This is a genomic window from Brevibacterium antiquum CNRZ 918, assembly GCF_900169145.1.
Lineage (GTDB): Bacteria > Actinomycetota > Actinomycetes > Actinomycetales > Brevibacteriaceae > Brevibacterium > Brevibacterium koreense.
Genome location: NZ_FXZD01000002.1, coordinates 198,115 through 219,966, shown reverse-complemented (window position 1 = coordinate 219,966; position 21,852 = coordinate 198,115). Strand labels below are relative to the sequence as shown.

Below are 21,852 nucleotides of genomic sequence, written 5' to 3'. Positions count from 1 at the left end.
TCCCGGCTTGCGCAGAGTTCGCGACTTCCGAACCCGCGCCCTTCGAACCCGCGCTCCCCTGCCCGTTCTGCGTCAGTCGGTGAGGAACTCCGCCATTCCGTCGAGCAGCCAACGAATCGTGAAGTCCGCGAAGCTCGCCCGCGGGTAGATACGGTATTCAAGCGCCGAGGAGTGGTGCACGATGACCGGCACCGGCCCCAGTTGGGCCGATATCGCCGTACCGACGCCGAAGGCACGGAGATGGAGATCGGCGCGGACGCTCTTTTCGAGGACTTCACGTGCCTTCGACCCGCTCAGTTCGAGGATCGTGCGGTTCGCGGACAGATCCACAGCCTGTCCCGGCAGCCCCTCGAGGGAGGCCTCGGCTATGAGGGTCTCCCCGGGCTGCTGACGCCGGGAGACGTCGACGGCGAGGAACTCGTCGGGACCCAGCCAGAACGCATGCAGTCCCGCTTCGTCGCCGGTGACCTCGCCGATCTGCCCGGGCAAGGTGATTCCCAGGGCGGACTCGAGGGCCTCGGCCGAGGCGGTTCCCGGCGTGGCGCGCAGCCCGAGCTGGACGGCGAACGCCCGTTCCCGCAGGCCCACCTCGTCTCTGCCGGCCCTGGTGGCGGTGGCCATCTCCTCGGCGAGGTGGGCTCCGGGTGAGACGCGGAGGGTATCGAGCGCCTCGGCGGAGGACTCGACGTTGCGCAGCTGAGTCTGGCGCTGCTCGGTGGTGTGGGTGGTTTCAGCCATCGCGGCGGTTCCCTTCTGGGTCGTAGAAGACGGGCGAGGTGATCTCGACGTCGACGAGGCTGCCTGCAACCGGGGATTGGATGATCTCACCCGTCCGGTTCCGGCCGTTTTCGACGAAGGCGAGACCGATCGGGCGATCGAGGCTCGGCGACATGTAGGAGGAGGTGACGTGGCCGATCATCGGTACGGGCCCGGCCTCCGGGGTCACCGGGGTGCCGGCGGTGATGAGCTGCGCACCTTCGGCCAGCCGGGTCGTGCCGTCGACGGGAAGGACCCCGACGAGGTGTTTGCGGTCCTCGCGGGCCGTGTCGATCCGTGAGTAGGAGCGTTTGCCGATGAAGTCCTTGAACTTCGAGACGATCCACTCCATGCCCGCATCCTGCGGGGTCACGGTCCCGTCGGTGTCCTGACCGACGATGATGAAGCCCTTCTCGGCACGCAGGACGTGCATGACCTCGGTGCCGTAGGGGGTGATGTCGAACTCGGCTCCCGCCTCGGCGACGGCCTCCCACACGGCCAGGCCGTAGTAGTTCTCGACATTGACCTCGAAGGCCAGCTCACCGGAGAAGGAGATCCGGCAGATGCGCGCCGGGATCCCATTGGCCAGGGTGGTCTCGCGGAAGCCCATGAACTCGAAGGCCTCGTTGGACACGTCGAGGTGCGGGGCGATCTTGGCGATGACGTCCCGGGACTGGGGTCCGGCGACCGCGACGGTCGACCATTCTTCCGTCACCGAGGTGAAGACGACGTCGAGTTCGGGCCATTGCGTCTGGTGCCATTCCTCGAGCCATTCGAGGACGGTCGCGGCACCGCCAGTGGTCGTGGTCATGTAGTAGCGGTCCTCGGCCACGCGCAGGGTCACGCCGTCGTCGAAGATCATGCCGTCGGGTTTGCACATGAGACCGTAGCGCCCCTTGCCGACCGCCAGTTTCTTGAAGCCGTTCGTGTAGATCTGGCCCAGGAAATCGCCGGCGTCGGTGCCGCGGATCTCGATCTTGCCCAGCGTCGAGGCGTCCTGGAAGCCGACCGATTCGCGCACGGCCTTACCCTCGCGCAGCACCGCGGCGTCCATGTCCTCTCCCGGTCGGGGGTAGTACCAGGGTCTCTTCCACTGCCCGACGTCCTCGAACTTCGCACCGTGGGCCACATGCCAGGGGTGGATCGCGGTGATGCGTGCCGGATCGAACAGCTCACCCTTCCGCCGGCCGGCCAAGGCTGCGAAGGGCACCGGTGCGAAGGGAGCCCGGAAGGTCGTGTGACCGACTGAGCCCAGGTCGGTCTCGCCGAGGACTGAGGCGATCGCACCGATGGCGTTGACCGCGCTCGTCTTGCCCTGATCATTGGCCGTCGAGATCGAAGTGTAGCGCTTGATGTGCTCGACGGAGCGCATGCCCGCGTTCATCGCCCGCTGCACGTCTGCAACGCTTTGGTCGCGCTGGAAGTCGATGAAGTGCGTGGTCAGCGCCGTGTGGTCGTCCTTGGCCGAGGTGACCAGCCACAGTGGGCGCGCCGGTGCGTACGTCATCGCTGTGGCCTTGGGGGCGTCGAGCGCAGCGGCGAAGCCGGTGCGATCAGCTGCTGCATTGCCCGCCTCGGCCCCGTCTTTGAGGGCCGCTTCGAGGGAGTAGTCGCCATTGATCGCACCGACGGTGAACTGGTTGCGCACCGGTGTTCTCGGGACGAAAGCGGCGATGTCAGCCCGCCAAACGATTGGCCCCTTACGTTGTCCGTGCAGGTGGATGACCGGGGAGAATCCGCCGGCCACGGCGAGCAGGTCGACGTCGATGTCTTCGCCGTCCCCGGCGGCCACGCAGTCATCGTCGAGGGCTGCGACGGTGACCCGGCTGATGCGTCCCGCCGGGCCCTGGCCTGCGGTGCCGGTGACTGCGGAGCCGAGGATGAGTCGGGTTCCCGTCCTGCCAACGACCCGTTCAGCCATCGCCGAGGCGGTGGTCCGGGAGTCGATGATCGCTGGAACCTCGATGCCGGCCGCGTGCAGATCGGCCAGCAGTTCGTAGGCCGAATCATTTGTCGCAGCGATCGCGATGCGCTGACCAGCGGCGACACCGAAACGGTTGAGGTACGTCCGCACGGCCGAGGCGAGCATTATGCCCGGTCGGTCGTTGTCGGCGAACACGATGGGGCGCTCGTGGGCTCCGGTGGCGAGCACAACCTGCTTGGCCCGGATGTGCCACACCCGTTGCCGGGTGCCGGCCCGGGATGTGGCGCTGTGGCCTGCCGTGGATTTGTCGTCCCTGGCTTCGGCCGCAGAGCGGCCTCTGCCGTCGTTCTCGACGAGGTCGAGGGTGCGGTCTTCGAGGGCGACGAAGTAGTTCGAGTCGTAGCTGCCGAACACGGTCGTGTTGGCTCTGTATGTGAGCTCCTCCGCCTCGGCGAAGGAAGCCACAGTCGACTCGATCCACGCAGCGGCAGGTACCTCGTCGATGGTCTCTGCCGACCCTCCTACACCGAATGCCCCTGAGCTCGACAGCAGCGATCCGCCGGGGGCGGCGCGATCGTCGAGGAGCAGGGTGCGGGCACCGGACCTGCCGGCCTCGCGCGCTGCGGCCAGGCCGGCCGGCCCGGCACCGACGACGAGGACGTCGGTGTGGACGTGCTTGTGCTCGTAGACGAGTTCGTCCTGACCGGGGTCGAGGATACCCAGGCCCGCGAGGTAGTCGGCCTCGAGGCCCTCGGTGATGGGAACACGAGTGGCCGGCAGCATTGATTCGCTGACGTCACCGGAAACGCGTGGATGCACGCGGACAAGGGCGTTGGACTCCTCGATGCCGGCGCTGAGGAGGCCGCGGGGCCGTCCCAGGTACGTCGAGTTGCCGCAGTCGATGCGACCTGCAGCAATGAGGGCGCTGGCGATCGTGTCACCGGCGAAACCCTCATAGTGGCGACCGTCGACGGTGAAGGAGATGGGACGCGAACGGTCGATTCCGGTCGCGTGGTCGAGGCGGATGTTCGTGTCTGCGGAGCTCATCGTGCGCCCTCGCCTTCGGCTGGAATCGGGTCAGCGCCTGCAGTGGCTGCAGCGCTCGGGCCTGCGCCTGTCGGTCGCGAATGGCCCATGGGGTAGATGGCCGTGAAGTCATAGGTCACGGTGTCGCGGACGGCGTTGAACCACTTCCGGCAGCCGAGGCTGTGGCTCCACCGCTCGGCAAAGAGGCCGCGGTCGTTGTTGCGATAGAAGAGGAACTCGGCCCACTCTTTGTCGCTCAGCGCGTGGGGGTCGGCCGGGTAGGCCACGTGGGCCTGCCCGCCGTAGTGGAATTCGGTTTCGTCGCGTGGCCCGCAGTTCGGGCAGTCGATGAGAAGCATTGGTCGTCCTTCCAGGTCGGGTCGGCTCAGTGGGCCACGGCGGCCGCGCCGTGCTCATCGATGAGGTGACCGGTTTCGAACCGGTCGAGCGCATAGGGGGCGTTGAGCGGGTGGGGTTCGTCGTTCGCGATGGTGTGGGCGAAAGTGAGTCCCGCGGCAGGCGTGCCCTTGAACCCGCCGGTGCCCCAGCCGCAATTGGCGTAGAGGCCTGCGACCTCGGTCTTCGACACGATGGGTGAGGCATCGAGGGTGACGTCGACGATGCCGCCCCAGGTGCGCAGCACGTGGGCGCGGGCGAAGATCGGGAACAGTTCGACCGCGGCGGCCAGCTGCTCTTCGATGACATGGAAGCCGCCTCGTTGCCCATAGCCGTTATAGGAGTCGACGCCGGCGCCCATGACCAGCTCTCCCTTGTGCGCCTGGGAGACGTAGACGTGAACGTGGTTGGACATCACGACGGTCGGGTGGACGGGCTCGAAGAGTTCGGACACCAGGGCCTGCAGGGGATGGGACTGGATCGGCAGTCGGATGCCGGCCATGTCTGCCAGCACCGAGGAGTCTCCTGCCACGCACATGGCCACGCGTTCGGTGGCGATGTTGCCGCGGTTGGTTTCAACGCCGACGACCTTGTCGCCCATGCGCTCGATGCCGGTGACCTCACAGTTCTGGATGATGTCGACGCCCATTTCGTCACACTTGCGGGCGAAGGCCCAGGCGACGTGGTCGTGCTTGGCGATGCCGGCACGCGGCTGGTAGGTTCCGCCCATGACCGGGTAGCGCAGGTCGTCGCCGATGTTGATGATCGGGCAGACTTCCTTGACCTGCTTGGGGTCGAGCCATTCGGCGTCGACGCCGTTGAGGGCATTGGCGTTGACGCGCCTCTGCGATTCGCGCATGTCCTGGAGGGTGTGGGCGAGGTTGAGGACTCCGCGCTGGGAGAAGAGGAAGTCGTAGTCGAGTTCCTCGGGCAGCTGTTCCCAGAGCTTGAGGGACTTCTCGTAGATCGCGGCAGACTCGTCCCACAGGTAGTTCGAGCGGATGATCGTCGTGTTGCGAGCCATATTGCCGCCGGCCAGCCAGCCGCGTTCGAGGATCGCGATGTTCGTCATGCCATGGTTCTTGGCCAGATAGTACGCGGTGGCCAGGCCGTGTCCGCCGCCGCCGATGATGACGGCTTCATAGGAGGCCTTCGGCTCCGGATTCCGCCACAGGAAATCGGGGTGCTCGGGGAGTTGGTCTGCCATGCGATCTCCTTCGACCATTTGATCATCAACTCATATATCAGATGTGTTCCTGTAGTCTAAGACGAGGAAAAGCAAATGCGCAATAGGTGACTTCAGGAGTTCGGGAATGGATTTGTCGTCCGCTGCGGCGTCGCAGAAGATGTCTCTTGCCGACCGTGCCTACGAGATCCTTCGCCACCGCCTCATCATGCTTGACATCGCTCCTGGCGACCCCATCAACGAAGCTGGACTGAGCGCCGAGCTCGACGTCGGACGGACCCCCATCAGGGAAGCGCTCAAACGGCTGGAGAGCGACCACCTCGTCGTCTCCTACTCGCGTCGTGGCACCTTCGCGAGCAATGTCGACCTCAAGGACCTGTCGACGATTTCCGAGTTGCGCGAGGTCCTCGAGCCCATCGCCGCCCGCAAAGCGGCCTGCAATCTCACTCCTGAGCGTCGGCAGGAGTTCGAGGCGACGATCGCCGATCTGCGTGCACTGACGGAGACCGATGAGCCACGAGCCCTCATGGAGCGCGACCTTGAGGTCCACCGCCTGATCTATCGCTCGGTCGACAACCCGCACTTGATGGAGACTCTCGTCCGCCTCGATGACCTGGCGACCCGGATCTGGTGCCTGGTCATTCCCCGCATTCCGGACCTCATCGGCCACATCCGTGAGCACATCGATCTCCTCGAAGCGATCCTCGAAGGCAAGCAGTCGGTGGCCGAAGCTCATGCCGCCGAGCATGTCCGGGACTTCGACTCAACGCTGCGCGCAGCCCTGCACTGACCCCAACCGTCCTTCGGCGTCTGTTTGTAGCCAATGCTCGAAAAGCTCCACTCGATCGAGGACCTTGCCAACCGTTGGAACACCGTCACCCGCAGGACGTTATGCGGCACGACGAAGGCCCCCGCAGGACTCGATCGTCCTGCGGGGGCCTTCGTGGTCAGCCCGCGGCTAGCGGCTGCTGACTCGCCCGAACATGTTCGCAATCGGTGCCAAGAGCATCGGCCTGGCGGCGAACCAACCTCCGGCAATGACTGCCAGAGACGCCACGAACCAGATGAATCCGATCCAGTTCAGATCATCCGAACCTGCGTACATGTGGTTGAGGTTCTGCCGCATTCCCGTCGCGAACACGAGGAACACGTGGATGAGGATGAACACCACGAAGAAGATCATCGTCGGGAAGTGGATCGCACGCGCCAGTGGTGCCGGATAGATCTTGTTGAGCTTGGTGGCGTTCTTGGGCCACCATTCGCTCATCCGCACACCCGTGATAGCAGCCAGCGGGGCCGCGATGAACACGACGATGAAGTACATCAGCTGTTGGAGGGAGTTGTAGTTGACCCAGCCGTCCTCTGCCGGCCAATCCAACATCGCGTACTGCAGCATGGCCGAGACCGCGTTCGGGAAGACTTCCCAACTCGTCGGCACGATCCGCGCCCAGTGCCCGGAGATGAACAGCAGGACCACGAAGATGACGCCATTGGCCAGCCACAGAAGATCGATGCCCGTGTGGAACCACAGGTTGATGCTGATCTTCTTGCCACCCTTCTTCGGGGTGTAGAAGGCCGGCGGCTTCTGCTGGTGGCGCACCTGCAGACCCGAACGGATGATGAGGACCATGAAGAACACATTGAGGAAATGCGTCCACCTCGCCCAAGCGGGGAAGCCGTCATCGACGAACTCCGGCAGGTGATACTCACCCGGGTAGCGCTCGAGGAACTCGGGGACACCGGGCAGAGTCGTCAGCCCTCGTGCCGCGAGGACGAGGATTCCAGCCACGACGACGAGGCCGCCGAGACCGAGACCACCGAGCTTCGCCCACTGACCCACGGACTTGGAACCGATCATCGTCGGTTCCTTCTTCTTCGCGCCAGCCGGCTTGGCCGCGGCCGAGCCGGAGGCGGAAGTCGATTTCGTCGGTGCGGTGCTCGACTTCGCAGCAGGCTTGTCGGCCTGCTTGGCCGCTGGCTTCGCGGTCGGCTTGTCTGTGGCCTTCGCAGCAGGCTTGGCCATCGGCTTCCGCTGCGCCGGCCCTGTGGACTTCGGCAGTCCGGAACGAGCCGGCTTCTCCTCCGCCGAGGTGGCCGCTGGCTTCTCGTCAGAACTCGACGAGACAGCTGCGCCACCGGCTGCACCGGCACCAACGGCTGCAGCTCCCGCTGCGGCGGCCGGAGCTGCCGACGAGGAGTCGGAATCCGCGTGTGCGGACGTGCCTGCCGACGGCTCCTCAGCCGGGGCAGCAGAGTCCGCGGCTGTGGCGGCGGATGCCGGGGCTGTGGCGGTCGACGTGGTGTCGGCCGAGCCTGCACCTGAAGCGTCGCCTCCGGTCGAAGCAGAGGTGGCCGTGGCATTCGCCGGGGCAAAGCCTTCGGGTGGCCATGGATCCCCACCGACAACACGGGGAAGTCCGCGGCGAAGAGGCGTGTCGCTGAGTTCGCCAGAGGATTTCTTCCCGGACGCGGCGACCGCCGCACCAGCGGCACCGGCAGTCGCGGCGGCAGCCGGAGCTGCGGAGGACGTGTCGGCCTCGGCCGCAGCCACATCGGCAGTCGGTGCTTCGTCTCCGCTGGCGACACCAGCATCAGCAGAAGTCTCGGCCGCAGGAGCACTTGATGGTGCCGAACTCGACGAGGCGGCCTTGGCACCAGCGGGCGCGAACCCTTCTGGCGGCCAGGGGTCGCCACCGGCGACCCTGGGCAGGCCACGACGCAGAGGAACCTCGGCTGCGCTCTGACCACCGGAGGCGGACGCGACTGCGGCTGTGCCGGCAGCGGCTCCCGCACCTGCGGTCGCGGCGGCGGCCAACGGAGCATCAGCAGCTGGTGCATCGGCAGCTGGTGCAGCCGAGGGCTCGGAATCGGACTGAGCTTCCGGCTCACGCTGGGCATCCGAAACAGCAGGTGCGACATCCGGGGCAGCAGGTGCCGCTCCCGAACCGGAAACGGCAGAAGCAGCAGAAGTGTTGGAGGGAGCCTTCACACCGGCAGGTGCGAGGCCCTCGGGCGGCCATGGGTCACCACCTTCGACGCGGGGCAGACCACGACGCAGCGGAACCTCACTGCTCGCCTCGGCGACAGAATCGGACGACTGTTCCTGAGTCTCATCGGGCTCGGCCTCCGAATCGGAGGCAACGGCGGCAGTCCCAGCGGCTGCGCCTACGGCGACACCGGCCGCGCCAACCGCCGCACCGGTCCCGACGGAACCGGGCTCATCGGCGGGCTCTTCGCCCTCAACGGTCTGCTCGACCGCGGCAGGATGCTCGGTCTCTACCGAGTCATCCACCTCGGCGCCGGAATCAGTCGATTCCGACTCGCTGGACTCGTCCGGCGCTGCCGAAGCTTCCGGCTCGAACGACTCTTCCGGCACAACCGAGGCGCCCGGCTCGAGCGGCTCACCGATGGTGCCTTCTGGGGGCCATGGCTCACCGCCCGGGACTCTGGGCAGGCCCGAGCGCAGCGAACTGGAGTACGTGGCCATATCAGGACTGTTTCTCTTTCAAGCTCTCGATCGACTGTGGGACGACCTTGAACAGGTCGCCGACGACGCCGTAATCGGCGATGTCGAAGATCGGCGCTTCGCCGTCCTTGTTCACAGCCACGATGGTCTTCGAGGTCTGCATGCCCGCCTTGTGCTGGATCGCACCGGAGATGCCAAGCGCGACGTAGAGCTGCGGCGACACGGAGACACCGGTCTGTCCGACCTGGTGGGACTGGGCGATGTACCCGGCGTCGACGGCCGCCCGTGAGGCACCGACAGCCGCACCGAGAGCATCGGCGAGTTCGCCGACGAGCTCGAAGGACTCTTCGGAGCCGACACCGCGGCCACCGGAAACGACCTTTGAGGCACCGCGCAGCTCGGGACGCGTTGAGACCTCGACAACGGCTTCGAAGGATTCGATCTGAGCGGAGCGTTTGCCGGAATCGGCAACGTCGAGGGCCTGGGAGTTCGCCGACTGCGCTTCCCCACGGGTCTCGATTGATCCCTGGCGAATGGTGATGACCGGGGCACCGAAGGTCGGTGCCGACGACGCGGTGTAGCCGCCTCCGTAGACGGAGTGGTTGGCCACGATGCCTTCGCTGTCACGCTCGATGCCGAGGGCGTCGACGCAGACAGCCGAACCGCTGCGGACTGCGAAGCGTCCGGCGATGTCGCGGCCGTCGATCGAGTGCGAGAGGAGGATGGCGTCGGGTGTGACAAGGTCGCTGGCGGCACTCAGGGCGTCGACGGCGAAGGTTCCGAGAGCGGAGTTGCCCTCCGGCACCTCGGCGATGAGAACCTGAGCGGCGCCCAACGCTGCGGCCTGTTCAGCAGCTGCCTCGCCCTGACCTGCAGGTGCGAGGACCAGCGCGACGGGTGTCCCGGCCTCACCGGCGCCGCCGAGCAGCTCAGCGGCAGGCTTCTCCAGCTGACCTTCGGTGTCGGCGGTGATGACGGCGAGAATGGAGTCTTGTGGGAATTCGGACATATCGATTCTCCTTAGGCCAAGCGGTTCTTGATGAGGAATTCGGCGAGCTCTGCTCCGCCGTTTCCTTCGTCGACGATCTTCTCTCCGGCTTCACGCGGCGGCTTCTCGGCCACCGTGACCATGATCGATCGTGCTGTGGACTGGTCGTTGGCATCGACCTCGAGGTCCGACAGCGCGATGACCTCGAAGGGCTTCTTCTTTGCTGCCATGATGCCCTTGAAGTTCGGGAAGCGGGCCTCGGGCAGCGCCTCGGTGATGGCGATGACGGCTGGAAGCTGTGCACTGACTTCCTGCTTGCCGCCCTCGACTCCGCGGGTCCCAGCGACCTTGCCGTCGCTGATCTCAACCGAGGTCAGGCCGGTCACGTGAGGGAAGTCCAGGTGTTCACCGAGCATTGCGGGCATCATGCCTGCGTTGCCGTCTGTAGAGATGTTGCCGGTCACGACGAGGTCGTAGCCGCCCCGGCGAATGGCAGCTGCCAGGACTTCGGCGGTGAGGCCGAGGTCCGCGCCGAGGAGCTCCTCATCGGAGACGTGCACGGCGTTGTCCGCTCCCATGGCCAGGCCCTTGCGGATCGTGGCGGTCGCGGTTCCGGGTGCCATCGAGATGACGGTCACCTCGGTTCCATCGCTGCCGTCCTTGTAGGACAGGGCGACTTCGAGCGCACGCTCACCGATTTCGTCGAGGACCGCTTCCGAAGCGGAGCGATCCGCCAAACCGGTCTCCAGATTCAATTTCCGGTCCCCGTATGTGTCCGGGACCTCTTTGACCAACACCGCGATCTTCAAGGATGACTCCTATTCCGTGGGGCAACTCCAGCTGCAATGAGACTTCTGCCTCATAATCTACAGTCAGCACGTTCTCGTCCGACACCCGGGTCCAAGACGAAACCCGGAAAAGTACTCAGTCAGACATCTTACGTCCTGTGTGCCGCAGCTGACATACCTATTGTACGAACGTTCGAACAAATTCTACCCGCAGGTCGCCGTTGCGACCTCATCGTGGTGCACGAAGCGGTGACAGGAAACGGGAGGAGCGCGCGCAGAGAAGGGGCCCTAGAATGGAGCCACCGACCGTGACCAGGCACCGGATGCAAGCGAGATCGGAAGTGAACCGGTGCGTCCGACGCCCGCATCAACGTTGAAGGAGCGCCTCGTGGCATTCGACCTCGACGATATCGACCGCAGCATCATCGCTGCCCTCGTCGACGACTCGCGTCTGAGCGTCCGCCAACTGGCCGAGCGGGTGCACATCTCCCGGTCCGCCGCCCACAAACGCTTCTCGGTTCTCGTCGAGTCCGGGGCGATCAGGAAATTCACCGCCGAGGTGGACCGCAGTGCGCTGGGCATGACAGTGACCGCGGTGGTCGTCGTCAAGATCGGTGATCGGCCATGGCCCGAGGTCAGGGATGACCTCGCCGAGCTTCCCTTCGTCGAGAAGGTCCAGGCCGTCAGCGGCGACATCGACGCTCTGGTAACCGTGAATGCTCCCGACAACACTGCACTGTCCCAGGTCATTCTGCGCAGAATCCACGAAGTCCCGGGTGTGGTGTCGTCGCGCTCACTGCTGATCCTCGATGAGGCGGAAGGACACCGGCCCGGTTCGGGGCACTGAATCGATCAGTTCCGGCCGCTGGGTGAGTCACATTGATGTGCAGAACCGACCGCTCCTTCCGCCTAGGACCGTCATAAGTTCACATCTGGACACAGACGTCCATCTCTGGACACAGACTCTGTGCGATAGTCGAAACATGCCCGAGGATGCGCGCCCGCCCCAGATCCCGTTCACCCCTACCCCCCGCCACTTCCCCGGCCACCCCCAACCGACATCCGTCCCGGACGGACTGAGACTCGAGCTCAGTCGTTCGCGCATCGTTGCAGGCCAGGAAGATGTGTTCGACGAGTGGATGACAATGCTCAATGATCGTCCCGACGAACTGCAGCAAGGCCTGTCCGCAGAACGCCAAGTATTCGAAGCCACGTTCCGCAGCGTCGAGCCTGATGGGTCGACGTGGATCTATCACCTCTCACTCATGGGCGAAGACGGAGGCGGAAACGATCAGCGGATTCCGGTCGATGCCGACCACGCCGCCTACAGCCGACAGGCGAAAGAACCCGGATGGGAGGAGCTCGAGCCTCGATTCATGCTCGCCCCCGAACCGCTGCTGGATCTCATGAAGCGCTTCGGCAAGACAGGGCAGGCCTCACCCGCCTCGTCGGAGCCAAACGTCCCTTAACCCCAGCGGCAACCGAGCACTTCGTCCACTCTTGCCGACACAAACGCACGCCCCGTCCGAACCTCTTCGCAGACCCTGGATCGGTGACTCGGGTCACGCCACCATGGGGCCATGACCATTGACGTTCCCACCTCTCGCTCTGACCGTTCATTGCCCCAGCTGCAGCCAGTCAGCTTCATCGGTGCTAACGGCCAGCCCACCGAGGTTCCCAGCGATGGGCTGAGGATCCCGAGCGATCGCACCCTCCTGGGTCTGTATCAGAAGATGGTGCAGATCCGTCGTTTCGAGGCTCAGGTCACCCACCTGACCAGGCAGGGGCGACTCGCGACCTATCCGTCCGCCGCAGGCCAGGAAGCCATCGAGGTCGGTGCCACCACCGCACTGGCACCGGGCGACTGGCTGTTCCCCACCTACCGCGACACTGCCGCTCTGCTCACTCGCGGTGTGCCTGTGACGGAGATCCTCTCAGCCTTCCGCGGTGACTGGCACTGCGGGTTCGACCCGAACGAATATCACACCTCACCTGCGGCGACACCGCTGGCAACTCAGACTCTGCACGCGACCGGCTTCGCCATGGCCGCCAAACTCAAGGGCGAAGATGCCTGCACCCTGACCTTCCTCGGCGACGGCGCCAGCAGTGAGGGTGATACCCATGAGGCGTTCAACTTCGCCTCCGTCTGGCAGACCCCGACCGTCTTCGTGCTGGCGAACAACCAGTATGCGATCTCGACTCCGCTGCGTGAGCAGTCGAACGCGACCATGCTCGCCGACCGCGCCGCCGGCTACGGGATGCCCGGCCTCCGCGTCGACGGCAACGACATCGCCGCAGTGTTCGCTGCCGTCACTGCAGCCCTCGAACGCGCCCGTGCCGGCGAGGGTCCGACGCTCATCGAATGCCTGACCTACCGGATGGAGTCGCACACGAACTCCGACGATCCCACGAAGTATCGTGAGGCCGAGGAGGTCGAGCATTGGAAGCAGTTCGATCCCATTGACCGCCTCGAGAAGCACCTGCGCTCAGCGGGCGTCCTCAATGACGAGCGCGCCGCCGAGATCACGGCGAGCGCGGAAGAGCTTGCCACCTCGGTCCGTGACGCCATGAACACCGAAGCGAAGGTCGACCCGAGCGAACTCTTCGACTACGTCTATGCGAACCCACGTGCGAACCTCGTCGCACAGCAGGCCAAGCTCGAGGCCGAGCTGGCAGCGGCGGGCCGGTCATGACCGTCACCGCGCTCACCACGGCAGAGGACGTTCCGGCACCAGCCTCGGTGACGATGACAAAGGCCCTCAACCAGGCCCTTCGAGACAGCCTGAGAGAAGACGAGAACGTCCTGATCTTCGGCGAGGACGTCGGTCGCCTCGGCGGGGTATTCCGTGTCACCGAAGGCCTGCGGAAGGAATTCGGACCCGACCGTGTCTGGGACTCCCCGCTTGCCGAATCCGGAATCGTCGGCACCGCGATCGGCATGGCGATGGCCGGGATGCGCCCGGTCGTCGAGATGCAGTTCGATGCCTACGCCTACCCTGCCTTCGAGCAGATCGTGTCCCACGTCGCGAAGATGCGCAACCGCACGAAGGGACAGGTCAGCCTGCCGCTGACGATCAGGATTCCCTATGCCGGCGACATCGGCGGCGTCGAGCACCACTCGGACTCCTCCGAGGCCTACTGGTGTTCGACTCCGGGTCTGACCGTCATCACCCCCTCGAATCCGGCCGACGCCTATTCGCTGCTGCGCGAGTCCATCGCCTCCGACGATCCGGTGATCTTCATGGAGCCGAAGTCGCGGTACTGGATGAAGGACGAGCTCAGTCTGCCGGTGCAGACCGCGCCGATGGATCGGGCGCAGGTCGTACGCGTTGGGTCGGATGTGACCCTGCTGGCCTACGGTCCCACCGTGCGCACAGCCCTGGCTGCGGCCGAGGATGGCGCCGAGCATGGGCTGTCGATCGAGGTCATCGACCTGCGGTCGCTCTCACCCTTCGATGATGAGACCGTATCCGCCTCGGTGCGCAAGACGTCTCGTGCCGCGATCATCCATGAGGCCGCCCAGTTCGGCGGATACGGCGCCGAGGTGGCCGCCCGAGTCACCGAGGCCAACTTCACGCACCTGTCGGCCCCGATCCTGCGGATCACCGGCTTTGATGTGCCCTACCCGTCCCCGAAGCTCGAGGAGTACTTCTTGCCGACCGCCGAACGCATTCTCGACGCTCTCGAATCCTGGGATTGGGAGCTGTGATGAGTGCCGAGACGAGTGTGTCCGGTACCGCCGGCTCCGCGACGAGCGCCCACGATTTCATCCTCCCCGACCTGGGCGAGGGACTGACCGAGGCCGAGCTCATCAGCTGGCTGGTCGATGTCGGCGACGAGGTCCACGTCGACCAGATGGTCGTCGAGGTCGAGTCCGCAAAGAGCGTCGTCGAGCTGCCATGCCCGTTCGCCGGTCGGATCCAGGCGCTGCACGCGAACCCCGGTGACACCGTATCTGCAGGTCAGGCCCTGCTCTCCGTCGCCGAGGCGAGTGCTGGCTTGAGCGCGGACTCGAACTCGGGCGCCTGTTCCGGTTCCGTCTCGAGCGAGGCATCAGTCACGGATGCTGATTCGCACGGCGGCGGTGCGAATCTCATCGGCTACGGAGCGTCCGAGCCCAAGGCGCGGTCGATGAAAAAGCGGTCCTTCGGCACGAAGACTTCACAATCCGACTTCACTGCACCGTCGACGACTGCCAAGGCCGCAGAGCCGGCGGCCACTCCCGCGGCCGTGGCCGCTCCCCCGGCGCCGGCTTCCGAACCCCCAGTCCACACAGCCTCCCAACCCCCCGCCGAGGTGTCGGTCTCTCCGGTCTCCTCGCCCATCGTGCGCAAGCTCGCGAAGGACAATGGACTCATCGCCAAACACCTCCCGGGCACCGGGCCAGGGGGTGTCGTCACCAGGGCGGATGTGCTCAGGGCCATCGATTCAGGCAATGCGTCTCCCGCCACCCAGACCACTCCAGCCACCTCCTCGGCGGAGCCCGACTCGATCCCCGCTGGTGGCACAGCCGATCGCGATACCCGGACTCCGATCACGGGACTGCGCAAGGTCGTGTCAGAACGACTCTCGAAGTCGCGCCAGGAGATCCCCGAAGCGACGATCTGGCTCGACGTCGACGCCACCGAACTGCTCAATACGAAACGAGCTCTCGAGGCCCGCACCGGGGAGAAGTACTCCCTGCTCTCGCTCGTGGCCCGCTTCGTCGTCGCCGGGCTGAAGAAGCACCCGATCATCAACTCCTCGATCGATACCGAGAACAACGAGATCGTCACTCACGGTGACATCAACCTCGGCCTGGCCGCGCAGACACCGCGGGGCCTCATGGTTCCCGTCGTCCACGGCGCCGACCAGATGAGCCTGCGAGCGCTGCGCGACTCCGTGTCTGAGACCGTCGGCAAAGCGTCGACCGGCAAGTTCGGCACCCAGGAGCTGTCCGGCGGCACGTTCACGCTCAACAACTACGGCGTATTCGGGGTCGACGGTTCCGCACCGATCATCAACCTCCCAGAGGTCGCAATGCTCGGGCTGGGACGGATCAAGGACCGCCCCTGGGTCGTCGAGGGGGAACTCACCGTTCGCAAGGTCATGTTCCTGTCATTCGTCTTCGACCACCGCGCCTGCGACGGAGCGGAACCGAGCCAGTTCCTCACCTTCATCGCCGACTGCATCGAGAACCCGATCTCGCTGCTGCCGGAGCTGTGATCAGCGGCTGCGAAGATTGTCTCGGGTGAAAAGGGTCCCTTCGGCTCGGCGCCATCGATATTTCTGTAAGTCTTTGTAAGTCTCCGCGCTTTCTACATCCCGTGACGCACATCACTCACCTGGGGCAGGCCGCTGACCTGCGGTGCCCATTCGATGGGGACGAGGTTGCGCATGTCGGGACCTCACGATTCAAAACCGTTGTCGGGGCCACCTCGGCGGCGGGCTCGTCGTCAGAGGAACATCTGTTCGTTTTTCCGGCCTGCACCGACCAACGCCCCAGCCGGAAGACGGCGGCACCCACCCTCGATCAACTCCAAGCCTGAATATGTCGTCGCCGGCGACGACATATTCTCGACAACTGATGATCGAGCACAGATCACGCCCGATTCTGCCCAGGCGCATTGACCGGCCGAGCGGCTGCCCACCGGCTGCTCAGTCGTCGAGGAGGGCCGCGGCATACATCGGGCGGGCGGCATCGGCGCTCGGCGGGTGGAACAGGCCAGCGGTCGCATCGCGGTAGAGGCGCGAGAGTTCGTGGCTGTTGTCGAAGCCGCTGCCACCGGTGCACATGAGAGCTGTCTCGGCCGTGCTCCGGGCCGCATCGGAGGCCTTGATCCGGGCTCCCACCAGGCGCAGTGGCCAGCCGGCCCCGTGGTCGACCAGGGCGTCGAAGTCCCTGGTGTAGGTATCGAGCATGGCGGGGACTGCGAGGTAGTCCAGGTGCGCGTCGGCGAGGCGTGCGCGAGTCTCGGGCACCTCGGCGAAGGTGGCGCCGGCCTTCGCGGACGTGCGCTTCTTCAGCCCGGCAGCACCGAGTTCAAGTGCACGGGCGGCCACACCGGCATAGACGGAGGCGATGAGCAGTTGGAAATTGCTGGTGATCGCGAAGGTCAGCGGGTCGGGGTGCTTGCCGGCCGGGATGGTGCGCGAGACCCGTTCGGGCCGCATGGGCACCTGGTTGAGGATCGTCGCCCGCGACTGCGAGGCCCGCATGCCCATGACGTCCCAGTGGTCGGAGACTGTGATGCCCTCGGCGCTGCGTTCGATGAAGCCATAGACCAGCTGCCCCTCCGCGGGTTGGTCCGCATCGGGGCCCGCGATCCCCGTGCTGTTGTCGCCGATCGCTCCGTGGACGATGAGGCGCGTCCACACGGGTGAGAGCGAGGTGAAGATCTTCACGCCGGTGAGCAGATAGCCGCCGTCGGAGGTCGGAACGGCGACCGTGTTCGACCCCTGCATGACCCAGTCGTTGGAGGGTTCGGAGATGCCGAAGGCGAAGATCTCCCCGGCCATCACCTCCTCGAAGACCCAGTTCAAGGAGGAGTCGCCGCGGTCGTTGAGGGCCTTGACGACGCCGGTGCACATGAGGTGCATGTTGATCGCCAGGGCCGTGGCCGGGGCCGCGGAGGCCAATCGCTGCTGCAGTCGTGAGACCTCGTGCAGGCTCAGCCCCGGCCCGCCGTAGGCGTCGGGAACGAACAGGGTGAGGTAGCCCAGCGACTTCAGCTCTTCGAGATCCTCGTCGAAGAAGCGGTTCTCGCGGTCATAGGCACCTGCGCGTTCGCGGAAGCGCTCACAGACCTCGGCAGGGAGGTATTTCTCGGCCAATTCGCCGAGGTGGGTCTCACAGTCAGTCATCATGTCTCCTTGTTCACGGGATCAGTTGTTCACGGGATTGGCTGCTCACGGGGCCAGCTGCTCACCACATCAGAATGTCAGTCGGTGCGGGGCCGGCGCAGGATGATCGCACCGTTGTGCCCGCCGAATCCGAACGAGGTCGACAAGACCGTGTCGATCGGCTTCTCAGAATGAGGTACGGAACGTGCCTGATCAGCGACGATGTCCCATCCGCCGAATTCGCAGGTCGCGAGGTTGAGCGTCGGGGGCAGCGTCTGCTCCACCATCGTGCGGATGGCGATGATGGCTTCGACGACGCCCGAAGCACCGAGCAGGTGGCCCGTGGACGACTTCGTGGCCGTGATTGGAATCGAGTGGGCGGTGGCGCCCAGTGCGGCGTCGAAGGCATTGAGTTCTGCAGCATCGCCGGCGGGGGTGCCGGTGGCGTGGGCATTGATGTGGTCGATGCTCTCGGGGACCATTCCGGCATCGGCCAGGGCCTCGCTCATCGCCGAGGCGGCACCTCGGCCATCGGGGTGCGGGTTCGTCGGGTGGTGGGCGTCGCTGGCGGCGCCGAATCCTGCAAGTTCAGCGAGCACAGTGGCGCCGCGGGCGGCGGCACCGGCCTCGGATTCCAGCAGGATCGCGCCGGCGCCTTGGCTCATGACGAACCCGGACCTGGCGCTGTCGAAGGGTCGGCTGGCAGATGTGGGGTCGTCTTCGAAGCCGGCGGCCAGCGCCCGCATGTTCGCGTTCGAGGCCAGATTGACCGGGTTGAGGCAGTCCTCCATCCCGACGACGAGCACCGCGTCGGCGTATCCGTGACGGATGCGCCGCATTCCCTCGCCGAGGCCGATCGCCCCGGACGCGCAGGTTGCCGACACGCCCTGTCCTGGCCCGCGGAAGTCGAATCGTTGGCTCAGCAGCGCCGCAGCCGAGTCGGGTGCGCCGTGGATCGCCAGTGTCAGGGGCACCGTGCGGGGCCCCGCGTCGAGCAGTGAGCGAGTCGCGTTCTGCATGGCGTCGACCGGCCCGGAGCCGGTGGCAGCGATGACGGCGACACGGGATCGGTCCCACGGGAGGTCGCCGGCATCAGCGTCATCGGTCTGCGCGCCTGCGCCCGTCTTCGCCCCTGCGCCCGTTTTTGCCCCTGCGCCCGCGCGTGTGATCCCGGCCTGTGCCAGGGCCTGGTCAGCGGCGGCGATGGCCCAATGCTGGACAGGGCTGAGACGGCGGGCGAGCGCTAGCGGCAGGATCGCCTCGGCGTCGAAGTCGCTGACCTGGCCGCCGATGCGCACTGCCAGGTCCGCGAACTGCTCACCCTCGAGCACACTGATCGCGCTGCGGCCGGTGACCACGGAGTCCCACAGCGAGTCGACGTCATTGCCGCTGGGGGTGATCGCACCCATTCCGGTGATGACGACGCGGCCGCCCTCGGTGCTCGGGGCGCTCCGGCCCTCTGCGCTCACAGTCGCTGTCCTTGTCCGTCCATGATGAGGTCAACGGTTTCGGCGCGCCGAATCTTCCCGCCGACCGTCCTGGGCAGGCGCTCGAGCCGATAGATCCGGCGAGGAACGAACTGCGGTGCCAGGCGTGCGCGTGCGTGATTGAGCAGCGCGGTCTTGTCTGCCACCTCGGCGGAGGCACCAGAACCCTCGGCGCCCGCACCGGCGCTGGCTTCGATCACCACAACGATGATGCTGCCCAACGCCGGGTCGTCGAGGGCGATCGCGCATACCTCGCCGAGGTTGTCGTAGGTCTCATACGCCCGTTCGACCTCCGGAAGTGAGACCTTGTGACCACCGGTGATCGCGATGTCTCCGGACCGACCGGCCAGCTGCAGCATGCCGTTTAAGATCCGCCCCTGATCGTCGACCGTGGCCCAGCCGTCGGGTCCGCGCAGCACCGCGTCGGTGGTGCCCGTGACGTAGCCATACGAACAGGCGGCGGCTCGGATCCACAGCGTGCCGAGTTCTCCGTCGGGAACCTCGGCACCGGGGTCACGTCCCCCGGACTCCGAGCGCGAGAGCTCGCTTCGGATCTGCGCGCCGATGCTCGGATAGATGGTGATCCAGGTGCCGTCACCCTCGCGACTGTCCCCGATGAAACCGATCTCTGCGGCACCGTAATAGCTGATCAGACGGGTTCCCGGAAGGATCTCGCCGAGGCGGTCGCGGATGCTCGCTGGCAGGTTGGCTCCACCGGTGACGACGAGGTCGAGACCGGTGAAACGTTCGGGATCACGGCGGGCCGCCTCGGCGAGGGCGCGGACGAGGGCGGGGACGGCGACGACGCGGGTGATCTTCTCGGCATTGATGCGCACGCCCATTGTGATCGGGTCGAATTCATCGGCGACATGCACGCTGCCCCCGGTCGCGAGACTCTCGATGACCGCGTAGAGCGTGAGGCTGTAGGAGACCGGACCGGGTGCCAGTGTCGCGACGCCGGTGCGCGGCTCGAGGTGGGCTGCGGAGACGGCGACATTTTCCCGGTACTGCTGACGCGTCTTGATGAAGGCCTTCGGATTGCTCGTCGTGCCCGAGGAGAAGAGCATGAGGAAGGGCTCACACCCGTCGCGGACGGTGGGTGCGGGGGCCGGGGGTGCGGGGGCCGGGGGTGCAGACGGCTCACCAGAGGCGACATTCTCGTGGGCCCGGGCGTCTTCGCGGGCCCGGAAGTCGGCGAGGCTGATGACTGTGCCGGTCCAGGAGGAGGCGGCGAGCGCCTCGGCGAGGGAGGGCGAGTCACTGATGACCACACCGATTCCGGTGGTGGCGATGACGCCGATCTGATGTGTCAGTGGCCAGCGCGGATCGATGGTCGCGGATACGGCGCGGAAACCCGCGAGTCCAGCGATGATTCGCGAGGTGTGAAACGCCGAGGTGACGCTGATGGCGGTGATGGGGATGCCGTCGGTCTCCGATGCGGGAGTCGGCGGGTCGGCCTGCGCCCGATGCAGTTCGTCGACGACGGCGAACATCCGGCGAGAGTCTTCGACGAGCTCGGAGTACGTCAACCGCTCGTCAGCGCCGACAAGGGCGAGCTGTTCGGGATGGTTCCCGGCGACGTCGAGGATCGTCGAAGTGATCGGCACGTATAACCTCCAAGCATTTGCGGTCCGGCTGGGTTCGGGGTATGTCCTCAGTTGGACTGCGGGCCCGGTCTGGGCCGCTTCCCCAGTATAGGAGGCGCCGGTTGCATGAGGGCGGATGGCCGCCCGGAGGCACACCTCCCCACCCGCAAATGGACCATTATCGGCGCCGATGATCCTTAATGATTCAGTTTCTAATCTGTAATCATACAATTATTGATCCGGGTCGGCAGGCGTGAAAACACCTGATCGCCTAACCGGATACACTAATCCGAAATCTCGGAAGATATTTCACCATAGTCTTCTCACCTGCGTCAACGATCCCAATTAACCACTCTCACTTGCCGCCGGAAACCATATGGAACAACTCAGCAATGTCGACATCTTGACACGCCGCCAACCGTGGCTATCCGTTATCTTCGCTTCAGACCGAAAATCGGTCAGTGCTGCTTGTGCTCGCCCCCACCCCGAACACCCTGAGTCGGGTGACAATGGTGAGCATGAGCAGTGCTTGTGAGACCCGATGGCAGCCAGGCGACCAGCTCATGTGGACTTATGTGAATCCCGACTTTCCGGGGCTCCTCGACCAGCGGCCCGTTACGGTCGTCGCCGACGACCGCCGTCATCTGGCGGTGTGGTTGGCACCTGGTTCTCGCATGCTCCATCAGGTGATCGCAGATGGGAGCCCCATTCGCTCTCTTGAAGGGTCCGACCGTTTCACGGCTCCTCGTGCTCAGGCCATCCGGGACTGGGCAGGCGGCGGTATTCTCGCTGTATTCCAGCCCGAGACCATGTATTCGGTATGGTTCTTCGAGCCCGATTCAGGACTTCGAGACTCCTATTACATCAACATCGAGGTGCCATACGCCCGAACCGATTTGGGCATCGAAACCTCAGACCTCGTGCTCGATGTCGTGGTCGGGGCCGATGGCTCGTATCGGTACAAAGACGAGGACGAGCTCGAGTTTGCGCACGAAGCAGGGCTCTTCTCCGACGGTGACGTCGCGGAGATCCGCCAAGCCGCAGCAGACGCCGTTGATGACGTAACCGCGTGGCGCTTTCCCTTCGATGCTGGTTACGAGTCATTTCAGCCGCACCTCGATTGGGCCACCCCTCCTCTCCCCCACGATGCTCCGTGGACGTTTGAGAGCTAGGCCCTGCCCCGCACCTCGGCCTCACCGAGAGTTGCCGGCAAGGCTGCCCGACCGCCCTGTGACACTCGCCCCACTTCCAGACAGATGAACGAGGCGGCGAGCCTCACGACTCCGTTCACTGCCATGATGATTCCGGTATCGACCGTGTACAGGACAGCGAAACGCGGGCGTCGCGTCGAGAGGTCGGGTTCTACCCGTCATTCTCGACGCAACGCCCGCGTCTCGATCTCGCTTCAGACCTGGCGGCAGTGCCTC

The 21,852-nt window shown here is 65.4% G+C and carries 17 protein-coding genes; 7 read left to right on the top strand and 10 right to left on the bottom strand.

Annotated elements, in window-relative coordinates:
* Positions 1-72: 72 nt before the first annotated feature.
* The 4 genes from BANT918_RS03640 to BANT918_RS03625 are packed head-to-tail and all read right to left on the bottom strand — an operon-like array spanning position 73 to position 5,309.
* Entirely contained in the window at positions 73-738 is a 666-nt protein-coding gene (locus BANT918_RS03640; protein ID WP_101618992.1) for a sarcosine oxidase subunit gamma, read from the bottom strand.
* Complete coding sequence (locus tag BANT918_RS03635; RefSeq protein WP_101618991.1) at positions 731-3,727, bottom strand: glycine cleavage T C-terminal barrel domain-containing protein; 2,997 nt, start codon at positions 3,725-3,727, stop codon at positions 731-733. The genes BANT918_RS03640 and BANT918_RS03635 overlap by 8 nt, the downstream gene beginning before the upstream one ends.
* Entirely contained in the window at positions 3,724-4,065 is a 342-nt protein-coding gene (locus BANT918_RS03630; protein WP_101618990.1) for a sarcosine oxidase subunit delta, read from the bottom strand. The genes BANT918_RS03635 and BANT918_RS03630 overlap by 4 nt, the downstream gene beginning before the upstream one ends.
* A gap of 26 nt (positions 4,066-4,091) precedes the next feature.
* A complete protein-coding gene (locus tag BANT918_RS03625) occupies positions 4,092-5,309 on the bottom strand; it encodes a sarcosine oxidase subunit beta family protein (protein ID WP_101619224.1) in 1,218 nt (405 codons plus the stop codon).
* Between the two features lie 106 nt (positions 5,310-5,415).
* Here BANT918_RS03625 and BANT918_RS03620 point away from each other — a divergent pair, with 106 nt between their 5' ends.
* Entirely contained in the window at positions 5,416-6,078 is a 663-nt protein-coding gene (locus BANT918_RS03620; protein ID WP_101618989.1) for a GntR family transcriptional regulator, read from the top strand.
* Between the two features lie 168 nt (positions 6,079-6,246).
* On the opposite strand, the gene BANT918_RS03615 is transcribed toward BANT918_RS03620, so the two are convergent.
* From BANT918_RS03615 to BANT918_RS03605, 3 genes are read right to left on the bottom strand one after another with little or no spacing between them, the layout of a single operon-like run.
* A complete protein-coding gene (locus BANT918_RS03615) occupies positions 6,247-8,775 on the bottom strand; it encodes a cytochrome b/b6 domain-containing protein (protein WP_101618988.1) in 2,529 nt (842 codons plus the stop codon).
* Position 8,776: 1 nt separating this feature from the next.
* Positions 8,777-9,763: an electron transfer flavoprotein subunit alpha/FixB family protein gene (locus BANT918_RS03610; RefSeq protein WP_101618987.1), complete on the bottom strand. Its 987-nt coding sequence runs from the start codon at positions 9,761-9,763 to the stop codon at positions 8,777-8,779.
* Positions 9,764-9,774: 11 nt separating this feature from the next.
* Positions 9,775-10,551, bottom strand: coding sequence for an electron transfer flavoprotein subunit beta/FixA family protein (locus BANT918_RS03605; protein WP_101618986.1), 777 nt, complete (start codon positions 10,549-10,551; stop codon positions 9,775-9,777).
* A 367-nt stretch (positions 10,552-10,918) separates the two neighbouring features.
* On the opposite strand from BANT918_RS03605, the gene BANT918_RS03600 reads away from it, so the two are divergent.
* From BANT918_RS03600 to BANT918_RS03580, 5 genes are all read left to right on the top strand, one after another.
* Positions 10,919-11,377 (top strand): Lrp/AsnC family transcriptional regulator, encoded by a 459-nt coding sequence (locus BANT918_RS03600; RefSeq protein WP_101618985.1) that lies wholly within the window; start codon positions 10,919-10,921, stop codon positions 11,375-11,377.
* Positions 11,378-11,513: 136 nt separating this feature from the next.
* Positions 11,514-11,999 (top strand): DUF6176 family protein, encoded by a 486-nt coding sequence (locus BANT918_RS03595; RefSeq protein ID WP_101618984.1) that lies wholly within the window; start codon positions 11,514-11,516, stop codon positions 11,997-11,999.
* Positions 12,000-12,110: 111 nt separating this feature from the next.
* Positions 12,111-13,223: a pyruvate dehydrogenase (acetyl-transferring) E1 component subunit alpha gene (gene pdhA, locus BANT918_RS03590; RefSeq protein WP_101618983.1), complete on the top strand. Its 1,113-nt coding sequence runs from the start codon at positions 12,111-12,113 to the stop codon at positions 13,221-13,223.
* On the top strand, positions 13,220-14,239 hold the full coding sequence (locus tag BANT918_RS03585) for an alpha-ketoacid dehydrogenase subunit beta (protein WP_101618982.1): 1,020 nt from the start codon (positions 13,220-13,222) through the stop codon (positions 14,237-14,239). The genes pdhA and BANT918_RS03585 overlap by 4 nt, the downstream gene beginning before the upstream one ends.
* Positions 14,239-15,735, top strand: coding sequence for a dihydrolipoamide acetyltransferase family protein (locus BANT918_RS03580; protein WP_101618981.1), 1,497 nt, complete (start codon positions 14,239-14,241; stop codon positions 15,733-15,735). Before BANT918_RS03585 ends, BANT918_RS03580 begins: the two co-directional genes overlap by 1 nt.
* Before the next feature lie 432 nt (positions 15,736-16,167).
* Here the strand turns inward: BANT918_RS03580 and BANT918_RS03575 are convergent, their stop codons facing one another.
* From BANT918_RS03575 to BANT918_RS03565, 3 genes are all read right to left on the bottom strand, one after another.
* Positions 16,168-17,373: an acyl-CoA dehydrogenase family protein gene (locus tag BANT918_RS03575; RefSeq protein WP_101619223.1), complete on the bottom strand. Its 1,206-nt coding sequence runs from the start codon at positions 17,371-17,373 to the stop codon at positions 16,168-16,170.
* 77 nt (positions 17,374-17,450) lie between these two features.
* The gene (locus BANT918_RS03570; RefSeq protein WP_267892064.1) at positions 17,451-18,821 is read right to left on the bottom strand and encodes a beta-ketoacyl-[acyl-carrier-protein] synthase family protein; all 1,371 of its coding nucleotides are present in this window, start codon (positions 18,819-18,821) and stop codon (positions 17,451-17,453) included.
* Positions 18,818-20,446: a class I adenylate-forming enzyme family protein gene (locus tag BANT918_RS03565; protein ID WP_101618980.1), complete on the bottom strand. Its 1,629-nt coding sequence runs from the start codon at positions 20,444-20,446 to the stop codon at positions 18,818-18,820. The genes BANT918_RS03570 and BANT918_RS03565 overlap by 4 nt, the downstream gene beginning before the upstream one ends.
* A gap of 554 nt (positions 20,447-21,000) precedes the next feature.
* On the opposite strand from BANT918_RS03565, the gene BANT918_RS03560 reads away from it, so the two are divergent.
* A complete protein-coding gene (locus BANT918_RS03560) occupies positions 21,001-21,597 on the top strand; it encodes a DUF402 domain-containing protein (protein WP_167389369.1) in 597 nt (198 codons plus the stop codon).
* The last annotated feature ends 255 nt before the right edge of the window (positions 21,598-21,852 follow it).